Here is a 16,012-nt window from a genome sequence, read left to right on the forward strand (position 1 = left end):
TAGTAATATCTTTCTCGCCTTACACCCATCCTATCTGCAGATTGTAAACTGAAGTTAAACGCGCCGATCAGACAATAGTGCCTTGTCACTTCCCATCCTGTGGGAATAGTCACCGACCAAAATAATGCCCGTTATACTTAGCGTTTGTACCTCCTACGCACGCGTTCAAGCATTTTTTGTCGCTTATCGTCTCAAACATAAATAAAACCCAAAATAATGTAAAAAAGTAAAAAAGGGTGTTTGTATCCCTTTTCAACACGTGTTACAGTGATAGAAGGGCCTACTATTGGCCACTCTACTCCATGCAAGATATTTAGTGAGAAAGGAGTGAACCATTTGCGAAAAGGCGTTATTCCATCTTCTATCACGTCTTTAAAATGGTTCAATTTTTTTGTATATGGAACCATGGTCCTCTTCACCAGCTTCTTTCAACTATACCTGCTGGATGTAGGGATGAACAAATTAGAGATTGGTGTCTTATTCTCTATGGGAGCGCTAGTATCCATATTTGCAAATCCATTCTGGGCGTTCTTAACAGACCGTTCTCAGAATATACGGCGTATCGTTTTGGTTATGTTATTCGGAACGCTAGTGTTCTCACAGTTTATGTTTCGAGCAAATACATATGAGACGATCTACAACGCCATTATTTTGTTCTATTTCTTCCAAGGACCACTATTTGCTCAAAGCAACACGATGATTCTCAGCTATATTGACGGAACTAATCAGCGCTTCCGTTCTTTCCGGCTTTGGGGTTCAATAGGGTGGGCACTGATTGCGATTGTCGCCGGCTTTATCCTGGATTGGGCTGGTGTATCCATCTTGACCTATCTGCTTACAGCGTTACTAGGTGCATCAATCCTATCCGTTCTTGTATTACCTAAAATTAACCATACCATTATGAGAGCTCCGATGCCGTTTAAGGGCTTAAGTAAGTTGATTTTCAATCCCTTTTTCTTGTGTTTTTTATTATTTGGTATTCTGGTTTCCATACCGAACACTATGAACACCACATTCATATCCTTGTATATTACAGATCTGGGCGGTTCTAAAAAAATGATTGGTCTTGCCGTATTCCTCTCCTCCATTTTGGAGGTAGGCGTATTTGTTCTCTGTGACCGATTCCTTAAACGTAAAATTTCTGTTCTGCTCGGCTGGCTTGCATTGGTCAGTGGTTTATTCGTTCTGCGTTGGTGGTTTATGGCTGATGCGACTACTGCCCTTCAAGTAGTGTTCATTCAAATTTTACACTGCATAACGTTCGGCGGCTTCTTCTATGTAGGTACCCAATTGACGATGCTCCTGATTCCACGGCCTTATCGATCTTCCGGACAAGCGCTCTACACCCTAAGCTGGAGTGGGATATCCGGTTTCATTGGAGGTATTCTCGGAGGTTGGATGTATCAGTATCTGGGTGCACAGAGCATGTATCAGACTGGTGTATTCTTGACGCTTATTGGAACGCTTGGCTTTGGTTTCATGTGGCTCTTTGTTAGCCGTGGAGGGTATCGCCCCCCTACAGAGGAAGATGAAGAGATCTTCGACATCGAAGCATTATAATTCAAAAAAGCAGGCTCAAACGTACCTATTCGGGACGTCTGAGCCTGCTTTTTAATTATTACCTTGATCGATTTATCTGTTTAGCCTTGTTTAGGAGGCTGAAATGAACTTTTCAATGAAACGATAAGATTGAATACGAGATGTCCTGGAGCCGAATACTTGCTATCCACATTAAAGTAACCATGACGGAAGAACTGGAATTTATCCTGAGCCACGCTATCCTTAAGTGCAGGTTCAACAAAACCTTGCAGGATTTCTATGGACTTAGGATTAAGCTGATCTAAGAAGCTAGGCTCCGATTTCTCTACTGAGGAATCCAAACCTTCAACTTCCACAGCCTCATCCGCTTCTTCAGCAGAAATTAGAGGCTCGTATAAACGGAATTCTGCAGGTACCGCTTGGCTAGCTTCTACCCAGTGCAAAGTGCCTTTTACTTTGCGACCTGTAAATCCGCTGCCACTCTTCGTTTCTGGATCATACGTACAGTGCAGCTCAACAACCTCGCCATTCTCATCCTTAATAACTTCATTACATTTGATGAAATAAGCGTGTTTCAGACGTACTTCATTGCCGGGGAACAACCGGAAATATTTATTCGGCGGATTCTCCATAAAGTCATCACGTTCCACATAAATCTCGCGAGAGAACGGAATTTGGCGTACACCCATTTCCTCATTCTCTGTATTATTCTCCGCTTCAAGCCATTCTGTTTGACCTTCAGGGTAGTTGGTAATTACAACCTTAAGCGGTCGTAACACAGCCATTGTACGCGGTACAGTTAGCTTAAGATCCTCACGTATAAAGTGTTCCAGCATTTGCAGGTCCACTAGACCTTGGCTCTTGGAGATCCCCGCCTCATACACGAACTTACGAATCGCTTCCGGCGTATATCCTCTGCGGCGCAGACCGGAGATCGTCGGCATCCGCGGGTCATCCCAGCCATCCACATGTCCTTCGTCTACAAGCAGCTTCAGCTTACGCTTACTAGTCATCGTTTGAGCCAGATTCAGACGACCAAATTCATATTGATGTGGGACAGCTGGCATCTCACATTCAGCTACGACCCAATCGTAGAATGGACGCTGATCTTCGAATTCCAACGAGCAAAGAGAGTGAGTGACTCCCTCGATAGCATCTTCTAGCGGATGAGCGAATGTATACATTGGATAAATACACCATTTGTCGCCTGTGTTATGGTGATGCGCATGAGTGATACGGTAGATAACAGGATCACGTAGATTAATATTTGGTGAAGCCATATCGATCTTGGCGCGAAGGACCTTCTCCCCATCCTTGAATTCGCCTGCCCGCATACGGCGGAACAGATCCAAATTCTCTTCAATGCTACGATCACGATGTGGACTGTTCTGTCCTGGCTCGGTCAGCGTTCCCCGCAATTGGCGAATTTCATCCGCACTGAGGTCATCTACATAAGCTTTGCCCTTTGTAATTAATAATTCGGCACGTTTGTACATTTCCTCAAAATAATCCGATGCAAAACGCAGCTCTTCCCATTCATAACCGAGCCACTTTACATCTTCTTGAATTGAGTTTACGTATTCCATATCCTCTTTGGCCGGATTCGTGTCGTCAAATCTCAGGTTAGTCTTACCACCGAACTCGTCCGCCAGTGTAAAGTTAATCCAAATCGCCTTAGCATGTCCGATATGTAAATAACCGTTCGGCTCCGGCGGAAAGCGTGTGACAACTTCCTTTACTTTACCCGTACGGAGGTCTTCGGTAATAACATTCTTAATAAAATTGGAGGGGGTGCTACGGTTTTCCACAGCTATCAACCTTTCGTTCTGTAGTGTTACACTACTTCTTGTATAAACATGTTTCCTACTAATATACCCGTTAACCGTAGATTGTTCAATAAAAGGGGACATAGGGCATAGATCATTTTTTAGCAACTTTAGACCTTTTGACTTCTGTCTGGGCGATAGAGTAGCATGATAATCATAAGAAATAATCCATAATCATACATACGGCCTAGTGCCAAAAAGGAGGCAACCGCTTGTTTAATTATGTCATCGATGAAGAGCTTATGTTAAAGCCGCTCATGCCAGAGCACGCTCGTCACATGTTCACGTTAGTAGAGCACTCGCGAGAACGGCTAAGACAATGGCTCCCTTGGGTGGATGCCGTTACGGAGCAGGGTCACACTCTAAATTTCATCAAAAACGCGGTTAAACAAAGCACCGACAATGGTGCTTTTACCGCTGGATTGTGGGTTCGCGGTGAACTCGCCGGTGTGATTGGGTATCACCAGATTGACTGGCATAACCGATCTGTTGGGATCGGTTACTGGCTTGGTGAAGGATATGAAGGTAAAGGGTATATGACCAGCGCCTGTCGGGTTCTAGTGGACTATGCACTACTGGAAATGGAGCTGCAACGTGTAGAGATTCGCTGCGCGACCGCTAATGTTTCCAGCCGAGCGATTCCAGAACGGCTTGGTTTTGTACTCGAGGGTGTGATTAGGCAGGCAGAACAGCTGCCAAATGGCTACGTGAACCACGCTATATACGGTTTATTGCGTAGTGAGTGGCAGCTACTGGGCTAAGTTACGTAAGCAAGGAAGCAACAACAATAAACCTGGCAGGCATATGCCTCCAGGTTTATTGTATTGAGCAGACTAAGGCTAGATCTCTGGCATACCCAGCTGTTTTCTAAACTTGTTCCGAACTACGGCAGAAAGAGCTTCCAGCTCTACAAGCTCTGCTAGAGCAGCCTCCTCCTGAAGACCAACCTGCATTAAATGCAGTACGTGCGACACGGATGCTCTACCTGCTCCATCTTCTTTTTTGACGATTACATCACCGGTGGAAATTTTCCCTTCACGCAAAACGCGTAAGTAAAACCCGCTGTATCTGGTATCCAACACTTGAGCTGGTAAATCTGCAGGTCCGTGCTTTTGTGAGATTTTGAAGCAAGGATATCGTGGCTGGCTAACTTGCAGCAAGGTGGTGCCTATTTCATATACATCGCCAATGCACACCTTTGTCTCCAGTAGGCCAGCTGTTGTTATATTTTCTCCGAAGGCAGAGTATTCCAGCTTCTTCCCAAGCTGCTTCTCCCAGTAGGAATAATGCTCGATGGGATAGGCACAAACTGCCTTATCAGGGCCTCCGTGATGTTTAAGATCTGCCTGACCATCTCCATCAAATCCGTTTGTATGTAGTTGAACCGATCCTTCTGCAGGCATTTTATAAATCCCAGTCTCCAAAGGCTTACCCCGATAATCCACCGTAACCGGTCGCCCCACATTAAGCGAGATGATCTCCATATCCATTTCCTCCTGTCAGCATGCAGCACATAAATATCTCATCCACATAACGGCCACCAAGATAAAATTCCTCCCGCAGACGTCCCTCTTCCACAAAACCGCATTTACGATAAAAAGAAAGCGCTGGTTCATTACAGGATAATACGCGTAGACGAAGCTTACGAATGGCATTTTCCACAGCATGTTCCCTAATGGCCTCCATGAGCTGCTGGCCAATGCCTAAACGTTGATAATCCGGATGAACAGCAATATTGACTTCGCACACATGCCTGTTGCTCTCCATTCTACTAGGACAGCCAAATCCAACATATCCGCATAACTTGTCATCCTTCAGCGCTACAAGCTGCGAACCCGGGGGAGCATTCAGTAGGTAATCCTCTTGTGAACGCCACATTAATGGCCCCGGGCTAGTATCCTCCGTCCAGATCATATGATCCAGATGAATCAGTTCTCGTACGTCTTTGATCTCTGAGGGCCTTATTATAAGCTTATCCCTATTGCTTTGTTTCATAAAGATGTACCCCCCTTGCCTTGCACCTCTATATAATTCACAGCAGATATTCTAAATCCACTATGCACAACTATACTGTTGTCCGCTCCAGCGAATGGCCTCGACGATTGCCATATGCATGAATAATGAAGAACCCTACGGATAATACCGCCATCGCACATGCCAGCCATGCTGTAGGCGCTAAGCCTCCACTATCGTACAACCTCCCCATTAAGTAGGGTCCAATCACCCTCCCGACTGCACCCATCCCTCCACTTAGCCCTAAATAGAATGGGGCACTGCGACCTGCATGGTCCGAGATAAAGGAAGGCATGGCCGGAGATATCAGCATTTCCCCAAGCGTAGCGAGTACCATCCCAAGCACTAAACCTGAATAGGTCGGCATCCATAGAAGAATAGCATACCCACCCAAATAAAATAGAGCACTTGCTGTCATTTGCGCCGTTGAGGTAGACGCGAACCAGCGTTTAATAACCGTTACGAGCGGCTGAGCCGCAAAGATAAGAATACCGTTCAGTGTCCAGAGAAAACCATAGGTTTTCTTAGGCCAACCTTCAGAAATAATGAATGGGGATACCCCAGTATTCCAGATAGAGTTCCCTAACAGCAGGAACATGGAGGCAATCCCCATATAAAGATAAATCCGTGTATGTCCCATTAGCTTCCATGTGGATTGTTTCTCAGGTCCAGTCTTCTGCTGTTCTACAACCTCATGTGAAGGACCTCCACCGATTTTCTTGAGATAAACAAAAAAGAATCCCGCAAATACTGCGGATGTCACGCCGTTCATCACAAAGCTGAGCATATAAGAAATATCAGCCAGAAAACCACTTAACGCCGTACCTAATGCTACACCAATATTATTGGCGACATAAATAACATTAAACAGCTCTCCGCGCTGCTTCGTGAAGCGAAAGCCGATAAACGCCTGAATCGCAGGTAATGACAGTGAATTAAAAAGCCCTACCAGTCCCATTGCGACCATAAACAACATCCAGTTGTTACTTGCTGCCGGCAAAGTGAACAGTGCAAGTGCATTCATGGCCAGCGATCCGACAATCAGCCGGTTTACGCCTACCTTATGATAGAGTGAGCCCCCGAGTAGTTGACCCACGATCCCGCCAACCGATTGAATAAGAATCACTAGTCCAGCATCCGACATGCTGCGTCCAAGCTCATCAAAAACATACATCGTAACAAGTGGCCACATCAGTGCACTACCCGTTGCGTTAATAAGGCTGGCGATTAAAAATATTTTAACTTCTTTAGGATAATTCTGTAAGAACTTCATTAATAGTATACATCCCCTGTAATATATGTGTCATTATTCCATCCAGCATCGTCCCAAAACAGGGTTCGGAGCAAGCAGACACATTGACGTTTTATCGTGATAAAGTCACTATACTCTACCTCTTATTTAAGCCTAACTTCTACCGTAGCTGAAAAAAAGTGGCTCCGTTCCCCATGTCACTGAGTCGAGTCGGTCCGGAGTAAGCACATTCACTCGTTGTCGCTTCCTTTTACCCTCCCACCATAGTCCCTGACTAATAACGGTGCCTGGCAGCATCTTGTCCGTCACCTTCGCTGTAAGATCTATAGTACCACGGGCGTTAAATACGATAACCTCATCTCCGTCACTGATCCCTCGAGCTAATGCATCCTTCGAATGAATCTGCAAGGTCGGCCCCTTCTCCAGCTACTGATGTTTCTCTACATTGGAGAAGGTGGTTCACGTCCGCAGTCCTCCCCTTGTTCCTACTATCTATTTATATTTTATAGTTGCCGCTGTCGTCCGTAAAGCAGACTAAACAAAAAGAAACGACGTTGTCGCCCTTTAAAGATGACAACCTTTTCTCGTAGAAATATACGGATGATGTATTGTGTGAAACTCATACTCTATTATATTTCAAAAATTAAGTGATTCGTTATTAAAAAGTCGGGGTAATAGAGCCTAGAAACACTCCCCCTTCTAAAATTCGCCGTGCGTCCGATTTCGTTCCCCCGAGCTCGGATACATCACGGCGAATTTTGTTTTGTCTATACAGCAAAAAGCACCCCTCGAATATACAAAGGAGTGCTCTATAAGATAGGTTAGGCGTGTTTCTTCACACCGCTACCGGACATGCTGTTCACGGATTGAATAGCCGCAGGTTCTTTACGCAAGTAAGCCATCCAATACGCTGCCGCAACAAATATCGCACCGCCCGTCAGATTGCCTAGCCATACCGGAACAAAGTTGCTAAAGTACTGTCCCCATGAAAAATACCCTTCAAAAATAGCAGCCGGAATTAAGAACATGTTGGCTACAACGTGCTGGAAGCCGATAGCTACAAAAGCCATTGTTGGGAACCAGATACCGAGGATTTTGCCACTGAAGTTATCTGCTCCATAGCAGAGCCATACCGCCAGAGCTACGAGCCAGTTACAACCGATACCGGAAACAAATGCCGGCAAGAAGCCAGCCTCAAGCTTATGTCCAGCCATTTCCACTACTTTTTCCAAATACACACCGTCTGCGGTTAAACCTACTACGTGACCGAAAAAGTAAGCTACAAACAAGGCTCCCGCTAGATTGCTGAGCGTAATCAATACGAGATTCTTGACGACTTCCCAGAAAGAAATCTTCTTTGCCATAAAAGCGAGCGGCACGGCCATCATATTGCCTGTCAGTAGTTCTCCACCTGCAAGCAGTACTAGAATCAATCCAACAGGGAAGACTGCTGCCCCAATAAAGTTAGCAATAGATCCCCATTCTTGCGGTGCGCCAGCAATGACACGAATATCCAGTAAAAATCCGAGCGCAATAAACGCTCCTCCCAGAAAACCCAGAATAAGTACGGTGCTTAAAGGATTGTGCGCCTTTTTTATGCCGTTCTCGACCGTAACTGCGGCAATCTGCTGCGGTTTATTATAAGCCATGATTCCTATCCCCTTCATCTATTTACTTAAAATTTTTTCCTTTATGACCATTGTAGCGTGTCACAAAACACATTAACGTGACAATTATCACTTAATGAAAAACTAAGTGAAAGTTTTCACTGACATGTCAAATTTAGCATGACGCATACATAATTACAATTGTCAAAATAGGTTCCAAATTATTTTAAAGGTAAATAGTACCACTTTTTCGACCGCAAAAAAACCGAAGCCATAAATGGCCCCGGTTCATCCGACGGATTGTTCTTATGCAATTACGTTAAACGGTTACAGCCTCTTTACTTGGTACTGTAGTCGGCAGCGCTTGAAGACCTACTGTATTCAGGAAGTTCCAAGGCTTGTTGTAATGAGGTTGGAAGAAGAAATCGATGAAGGCAAGCTGGTCGATCGTCATTTTATTTTGAATACATACAGACACTGTGTTAATCGATTGCGTCAGATCCATTTTGGACATGATTTGCGCTCCGAGAATGCGGCGTGTGACGCGATCAAATACTACTTTTAGTTGAACCTGCTCGAAGGTTGGCATGAATTCTGGACGGTAGTTGTCAATAATCATGGTGGTCTCTACATCCATTCCCTCAGCTTTAGCCCCTTCTTCTGTAAGACCTGTTGCTGCGATATTGTCTTCATAAATCTTAATGCCAGAAGTCCCTTGAGTACCCATATAAGGAATCGTCTCTGTCACCAAGTTACGTGCGACCAAGGTGCCCATCCGTACTGCATTGGTTGCCAGTGGAATATAAGCGTGCTTACCTGTAGGGTTGTAATGAATCGCGCAGCTATCACCAGCGGCATACACATCTGGGCAACTAGTCTGCATATAGTCATTGACCAGAATTGCGCCATTAGGCAGCATATCCACTTGACCTTTCAAGAGTTCTGTATTCGGACGGAAGCCGATACAGAGAATGACCAGATCCGTCTCATGTTCCCCTTCGCTTGTAATAACCTTGGTAACTTTACCGCCTTCGCCAGCAAAAGAACTGACCTTCTCATTTAGTGCTAATTTAATTCCATGATCCTTAAAGGATTGTTCTATTGGTGCAGTGAACTCTGGGTCCAGATATTTATTCAGAATACGATCCTCACCATCGATCAGCGTAACCTGCTTCCCGTTCATTTGGAAAGCTTCCACCAACTCAACACCGATATAACCAGCGCCTACGACTGTGATTTTGTTCGCTTGTTTTGCTTTTTCTATAATGGTATTGGAATGGTCATAGTTCTTGGAGAGTAAGATCCCATCCAGTTCAAGCCCTTCGAGCTTCGGCACAATCGGCCATGAACCCGTAGTCATAATCAGCTTATCGTAGGTATCGGCGAACTCCTGTCCAGTTGCCAAATTGCGAATGCGCAGCGTTTTGGACTTCGTATCCACTGCGGTCACTTCATGACGCATGTTGGTCTTTACACCAAGCTCTGCAAGTTTCTCTGGGGAGGAATAGAACAGCCCCTGTGGATCTTTGACTACTCCACCTACGTATAAAGCAATCCCGCAGGATAAAAAGGAAATATTATCATTACGCTCATACACTGTAATCTCGGCTTCCGGGTAAAGTTGAGCAGTATTTACAATTGCGGCAGTTCCAGCATGGGTACATCCAATGACAGCTACTTTCATCTTTTCTTCCTCCTTCAAATTGACAACCTGGTTATATATTCTGACTTGCTTGACCGACCAATCATAAAATCTGATCAACATTGGGTTAATTGTGATTTATTTCACTTTATAAACTGATTATATTGTGATATTTATCACATTACAAGTCTTTTCCGTCTATATCCTCAGATTGTTCACAATTTTAATTATTTTTTCGTCACCGCTGCCGGGTGCGACCTCGTTAGCTTTGCCATGTAGGTAGGACATTATGTTCTGACCCCGCAGGAATCAACAGGAATAAGAAGAACCGGTTGTCGTAAAAATAAAAGGAGTTATGTAGCAAAAACAGGCTTCTCCCTAATCCAACAGGGAGAAGCCTGATCATAAATTGAATTTACACCAAACCGTGAATCTCGCCATCCTCATCCAGCCATAGTGCCTCAGCGGCTGGTTTAGCCGGCAGCCCTGGCATCGTAACGATATTGCCCGTGATAACTACAGCAAACCCTGCACCGAGCGAAAGCGTGATATCACGTATGCCTACGGTGAACCCTTCAGGAGCGCCAAGCAATCTAGGTTGGTCCGAGAAGGAATATGGTGTCTTCGCCATACATACTTGAAGTTCATTCAACCCGAGCTGCTCAATAACTGCTAGGCTGCGTTTGGCCACAGGGGAAAAGTTAACCTCTGCACCACGATAAATTTCGCGCACAATCTTGGTGATTTTGGAAGAGATGTCGAGTTCGTTCTCATACAAAGGCGCAAAGCGCTCAGTGTCGCTATGGTCCAGAAGCTTCTTTAGTTCCGAAGCCAACTCTTGTCCGCCCGCGCTACCTTCTGCCCATACCTTGGATATTGCCGCAGGAACGTTCAATCGGCGACAAGCCTCCACAACATCATTAATCTCTTCTGGGCTGTCGCCTTCAAAATGATTAATGGCAACAAGAACAGGTACCCCAAATTTGCCGAGATTCTCTACATGACGCTCCAAATTAGACAATCCAGAGCGCAGCGCCGTCCGGTTCTCAGTTTGGAGCTCATTCTTAGGTACGCCACCGTTATATTTCAAGGATTTCACCGTCACGACAAGCACTGCCGCTGAAGGAGTTAGACCGGCTTGCCGGCATTTGATATCCATGAATTTCTCTGCACCAAGATCCGCTCCGAAGCCTGCTTCCGTAACAACAACATCTCCCAGCTTGAGTGCATAACGAGTACCGATAACACTACTGCAGCCATGGGCGATATTCGCAAATGGACCGCCGTGTACAATAACAGGAGTCCCCTCCAAGGTCTGCACCAGATTAGGCTTAACCGCTTCCTTCAGCAGCGCTGTCATTGCTTCAACTGCCCCTATTTGCTCGGCCGTTACAGGCTGTCCCTCTTGGTCATATCCAATCAAAATGCGGTTCAGACGATTTTTAAGATCACTTAAATTATCACATAGGCATAACACAGCCATAATCTCAGATGCTGTCGTGATCTGAAAGCCGCTTTCCCGTACGGCTCCGTTTCCATCTCCGAGCCCTGTCACGATGCTCCGCAGACTGCGATCATTCATATCCATTACGCGTTTCCAAACGATACGCTGTGGATCAAGACCCCGCTTATTGCCTTGGAAGATATGATTGTCAATCATTGCAGACAAGAGATTATGCGCAGAAGTTACCGCATGAATATCGCCCGTAAAGTGCAAATTAATCTCATCGGCCGGAACGATTTGCGACTTTCCTCCGCCTGTGGCACCGCCTTTCATGCCTAAGCATGGTCCAAGGGAGGGCTCGCGTAAAGCAGCCACGGTCTTTACACCTGCTGCGTTCAGTGCTTGTGCTAGCCCTATGGTTGTCAAGGTCTTCCCTTCGCCAGCAGGGGTGGGGTTCACCGCAGTGACCAATACCAGCTTGCCATCTGGCTTGTTCTTCATATCCTCCCATAAGGACGGCGAAAGTTTACTTTTATATTTTCCGTATAGTTCCAGATGCTCTTCGCCAATTCCCGCTTGTGATGCTACCTCTGTAATTAACTTCATGCTTGTATAAAACCCTCCTGCCGTTATTATCCTGCTGCAATCCACTCTTTATGCATATTCTGCATGGGCATTACATTCTCTTCAAAGGATACATGGTCTCTGTAAAGCGTCAAGTATAATTTATCACAATAAAATTCAAAAGGGACTATTCCTTATTCCTATGTAAAAAAGAAAATCCCTTCGAGGCTCGGCCAAAAACCGAGGTCAAAAGGATACTTGTAAAATAACAATTCATTAGACCATAACTGGTTTACAGTGAGGACTCAATATGTTCTGTCATCGTTTCTGGCGATTCCTTCGGCTCAACACGAGCCACTACATTGCCACTGCGATCAATAAGGAACTTCGTGAAATTCCAGCTAATATCGCTACTCTCTCCAGCACCAGGCTGCTGCTCTTTTAAATAATTGAAAAGAGGGCTGGCATCTGGTCCGTTCACATCAACTTTGGCAAATACGGGAAAGGTGACTCCGTAATTAATCTGGCAGAACTCTTCAGCTTCTTCACTTGTACCCGGCTCCTGACCAGCGAATTGGTTGCAGGGGAATCCTAATACTACAAGTCCCTGATCCCCATACTGTTCGTAGAGCTTCTGGAGATCCCCATACTGCGGTGTAAGTCCACATTTGCTGGCCGTATTGGCAATCAGCAGCACCTTACCTTCATAATCCGTAAATGAAACTTCTTTACCCGAAGGCGTAACACCGGAAAAATTGTAGATCGACATCCTTATTCCCCTTCCTTCCATGTACTTAGACTACAATACGTATCTTACCCGAACTTTAATACAATGCAACTTATCGACACTTAATGTAACCACTAAGAAAGAAAAAAAAGCAGCCCTTTGTATTTCTTAGGACTGCTCTCTATGACTCTGTTATTTGGATACTGGTACAACATCATAATATTCTTCCAACGTAATCCCTTTATCCGCTATATAAGCAGCTATATCCTTGCCCACATAACGGATATGCCAAGGCTCATATTTATAGCCTGTAATGTCCTGCTTACCTTCTGGAAAGCGGATGATAAAACCATATTCGGTTGCATGCTGCGCTAGCCACTCAGCTTCCTTCGTTCCACCGAAACAGCTCTCCGCAGCACATTTACCGTCACTTCCTGAGACATCGATAGCAAGCCCTGTCTGATGCTCGCTATAGCCAGGCACGGCACTGTAAGTACGGGCCAGTTCTTCTCCGTCTTTCTCAACATAACGATTATACAGCCTCGTTTGGGTCTCCTTAGAACGGTATGCCGAAACGCCAGCCAAGTAAATCCCGTCTTCCTCTGCGCCTGCGAACATTTTCTCTAATGCTTCGGCAGCTTCCTTGCGCATCATACGCTTTTCGATTTTCTCTTTAAACGTAAACCGCACATCCGGATAGACAAGATCAGATGGTTTATAGTTATCAGGCAGTCCATACTGCTTATTCACCATCACAGCTATACTATCAGGCGCTTTAAAAGAATTATCAGTGCTACTGCCCCCGCCATTACTGTCCGATTCGGATGGATCAGAGGGATCCGTTGAATTAGATGGATTAGCTACCGCCGGGTCCGTTATGCCCACTTCGGTGCCATTACCGTCTGCACCAGGCTTAGCTTGAAGATTATCCTGTACATTTATATTGGACCCGCTATTGTTCGACGCAGAGGGAGAAGTTGTCGTATACTTCCCAATTCCCCAGCCAACTGCAATAACGACAATCAACAAGCTCACTAATTTCAATTTTTTAGACATCTGCAAGATCTTCCTCCTCGAAGTCGAAACACTCTATTTATCTATTAGACAAGCTTTCCTTCAAAAATGTTACACTAAGATCCTTCTTTGGACAAATATCGCTCAAATCCATCCACAAAATAAAGTTACCATAGGTGATTAGCTTGTCCGCTAACTTCCCTATGGTAACAAGTTTTAGTTATAAAATTCCACTTACTTTATCTGGATGTGCCTCTGCCGCCGCTTTTAAAGCCGCCGGAGCTGCCACGGCCACCGCGAGAAGATCCACCGCTTCCGCTGTTGCGTCCGCCTTTACCAGCGCCACCCTTAGCACCGCCGTATCCGCCTTTGCTACCTTTACCACCTTTACCGCCGCCTCTGGACGGGCCTGCACCGTAGCCGCTGCCTAAGCCGCCTCGTGGTGTGCCGCCAGCGTAAGCACCGCCGTCTGCGCCTCTGGCTACGTTCTCGCTGTAGCCAGTGCTTGGGCCGCCCTTCCGGTTCGCACCGCGCGAACCGGCGCTAGGCGCTGCTGCGTTTCCGCTAGCTGGCGCATCGCCTCTGGAGGCGAAGGCGCCATAGCCGCCGCCTACTCTCACTACGCCGGCAGCCTTGCCGCCGTCCTTAGGTGCACCAGCGCCGTAGCTGCCGCCGCCGCGCTTGCCATCTGCCGCATCGGAACGGCTGCGGCGTCCTTGTTCAGCAGGCTTGCTCCAGCCGCCTGCTTCCTTACCGCGGCCGCGGCCACCTTGCCGCGCTCCGCCTTCGCCGCGCGGAGATCCGCCGCGGCCAGAGCCGCCGGTCTTCGGTCCGCGGCCCGTGCGCGCTGCCTCAGCGCCGCCGCTTTGGCGACCGCCGTGGCGTCCGCCGCCTTGCACAGCGATGAATTCGCCAACGCCGAATTCATCCTTATCGTAACGGCGACGATCCAGGCGCTGCGAAATGCCGTGCTCGATCAAGTCTAGACCATCTTGCTCACGCGGAGAAGTGAACGTAATTGCAAGTCCTTTGCCTCCGGCACGGCCTGTCCGACCAATCCGGTGAATATAGCTATCCACATCAAGTGGCATATCATAGTTAAAGATATGAGTAATACCTTCGACATCCAGACCCCGAGCCGCTACATCTGTGGCTACAAGAAGCTGCAGCTTCGCATCACGGAATCTTTTCATCACACCTTCACGTTTACCTTGGGACAAATCGCCGTGCAGCTCATCACAATCATAACCTGCTGCTTGGAGTGCTTCATTCAGCTTGGACACCCGCCGTTTGGTCCGGCAAAAAATAATAGCCAAATACGGCCGATCCCGTTCAATCAATGCTTTGAGTGCTTCTTCTTTATTACGATCTGAGCATTCCACTACTTGCTGTTTGATATTATCCAGCGGAATCGGGGAACCACTCTTAATAATGATATCCAGCGGCTCTTTCATGTAATTAGCAGCGAGGCGTTTAATCGGATCTGGCATAGTCGCAGAGAACAGCATCGTTTGACGACGATAAGGAACAGCCGTAATAATGGTCTCTACATCCTCCAAGAATCCCATATGCAGCATTTGGTCGGCTTCGTCCAGAACGAGCATCTTAACGCCACTAAGGTCGAGCGTCTCCCGGCGCATATGATCCAAGAGTCTGCCCGGTGTACCGATAATAAGATGTCTTCCACCTTCCAGCTTACGCAGCTGCTTCTCCACATCTTGACCACCATAAACCGCCAATATTTTGATGTCCGTATGACGAGCCAGCTTACGTGCCTCTTCCGTAATCTGCAGAGCCAACTCACGTGTTGGAGCCATAATCAGCGCCTGCGGATAAGCTCGCTCGGTATGGATCTTGTCCATAATTGGCAGCAAGAAGGCCAATGTCTTCCCTGTTCCTGTCTTTGCTCTGGCAATCACATCAAGTCCTTGCACCAATGGCGGAATTGCTTCCTCTTGCACTGGTGTAGGCTTAACGATGCCTTGACCTTGAAGCAATGTGCACAGTAATTCTGAAACTCCTAATTCTTTAAATCCCGGCAAATTCTCCACCTCACTATTCTCTCAGTTTAATTTGATTCCATCTCTTTCTTAACTTTCGTCTTCCAAAGCCCTATTCAGGCAGCCCATATCGACTGTCCTTTTGGGGGCGTATGCTTCCGATTCAGCTATATTCAAACAAAAGCGGAAGAACCCCGTCACCGGCATTCTTCCGTCCCATGTATCCCTTGACCCGTTAAAAGAGTGCGGTCAAAGTTCGGTTTCTGGGCAGCAGCGATCCACCGGACGTTTAGACGGCACTCCATTTGCGTTCCATTCCACTTTATACAATAGAAGTAAAGTTAAGCTTAGAAAGTTATCCTTTATATTGTACTTGATAGAACG

12 protein-coding genes and 1 pseudogene are annotated in these 16,012 nt (G+C 46.4%); 2 read left to right on the forward strand and 11 right to left on the reverse strand.

What is annotated here, in order from left to right:
- Positions 1–336 precede the first annotated feature (336 nt).
- Entirely contained in the window at positions 337–1,560 is a 1,224-nt protein-coding gene (locus MHH52_RS27180) for an MFS transporter (protein ID WP_340005470.1), read from the forward strand.
- An 80-nt stretch (positions 1,561–1,640) separates the two neighbouring features.
- Here the strand turns inward: MHH52_RS27180 and MHH52_RS27185 are convergent, their stop codons facing one another.
- On the reverse strand, positions 1,641–3,347 hold the full coding sequence (locus tag MHH52_RS27185) for a glutamine--tRNA ligase/YqeY domain fusion protein (protein WP_313638468.1): 1,707 nt from the start codon (positions 3,345–3,347) through the stop codon (positions 1,641–1,643).
- Between the two features lie 230 nt (positions 3,348–3,577).
- Between MHH52_RS27185 and MHH52_RS27190 the strand changes: the two genes are divergently transcribed.
- The gene (locus tag MHH52_RS27190) at positions 3,578–4,126 is read left to right on the forward strand and encodes a GNAT family protein (RefSeq protein ID WP_340005471.1); all 549 of its coding nucleotides are present in this window, start codon (positions 3,578–3,580) and stop codon (positions 4,124–4,126) included.
- A 78-nt stretch (positions 4,127–4,204) separates the two neighbouring features.
- Here the strand turns inward: MHH52_RS27190 and MHH52_RS27195 are convergent, their stop codons facing one another.
- The 10 genes and pseudogenes from MHH52_RS27195 to MHH52_RS27240 all read right to left on the reverse strand — a co-directional run bounded on the left by MHH52_RS27195 (position 4,205) and on the right by MHH52_RS27240 (position 15,670).
- A complete protein-coding gene (locus tag MHH52_RS27195; protein WP_340005472.1) occupies positions 4,205–4,849 on the reverse strand; it encodes an MOSC domain-containing protein in 645 nt (214 codons plus the stop codon).
- Positions 4,830–5,360 (reverse strand): GNAT family N-acetyltransferase, encoded by a 531-nt coding sequence (locus MHH52_RS27200; RefSeq protein WP_340005474.1) that lies wholly within the window; start codon positions 5,358–5,360, stop codon positions 4,830–4,832. The genes MHH52_RS27195 and MHH52_RS27200 overlap by 20 nt, the downstream gene beginning before the upstream one ends.
- A gap of 70 nt (positions 5,361–5,430) precedes the next feature.
- Positions 5,431–6,651, reverse strand: a complete 1,221-nt coding sequence (locus MHH52_RS27205; protein ID WP_340005476.1) for an MFS transporter — start codon at positions 6,649–6,651, stop codon at positions 5,431–5,433.
- A gap of 139 nt (positions 6,652–6,790) precedes the next feature.
- Positions 6,791–7,089, reverse strand: a pseudogene (locus MHH52_RS27210) (molybdopterin dinucleotide binding domain-containing protein); the annotation flags it as partial.
- A 362-nt stretch (positions 7,090–7,451) separates the two neighbouring features.
- Positions 7,452–8,279, reverse strand: coding sequence for a formate/nitrite transporter family protein (locus tag MHH52_RS27215; protein ID WP_340005478.1), 828 nt, complete (start codon positions 8,277–8,279; stop codon positions 7,452–7,454).
- Between the two features lie 277 nt (positions 8,280–8,556).
- Entirely contained in the window at positions 8,557–9,921 is a 1,365-nt protein-coding gene (locus tag MHH52_RS27220) for an FAD-dependent oxidoreductase (RefSeq protein WP_313638462.1), read from the reverse strand.
- Between the two features lie 373 nt (positions 9,922–10,294).
- The gene (locus tag MHH52_RS27225) at positions 10,295–11,929 is read right to left on the reverse strand and encodes a formate--tetrahydrofolate ligase (protein ID WP_340005480.1); all 1,635 of its coding nucleotides are present in this window, start codon (positions 11,927–11,929) and stop codon (positions 10,295–10,297) included.
- A 250-nt stretch (positions 11,930–12,179) separates the two neighbouring features.
- Positions 12,180–12,656: a glutathione peroxidase gene (locus MHH52_RS27230; RefSeq protein WP_340005482.1), complete on the reverse strand. Its 477-nt coding sequence runs from the start codon at positions 12,654–12,656 to the stop codon at positions 12,180–12,182.
- 150 nt (positions 12,657–12,806) lie between these two features.
- Positions 12,807–13,670 (reverse strand): M15 family metallopeptidase, encoded by an 864-nt coding sequence (locus MHH52_RS27235; protein ID WP_313638460.1) that lies wholly within the window; start codon positions 13,668–13,670, stop codon positions 12,807–12,809.
- Between the two features lie 197 nt (positions 13,671–13,867).
- Entirely contained in the window at positions 13,868–15,670 is a 1,803-nt protein-coding gene (locus MHH52_RS27240; protein ID WP_340005484.1) for a DEAD/DEAH box helicase, read from the reverse strand.
- Positions 15,671–16,012: the final 342 nt, after the last annotated feature.

The organism is Paenibacillus sp. FSL K6-0276, from assembly GCF_037977235.1.
GTDB lineage: Bacteria > Bacillota > Bacilli > Paenibacillales > Paenibacillaceae > Paenibacillus_AQ.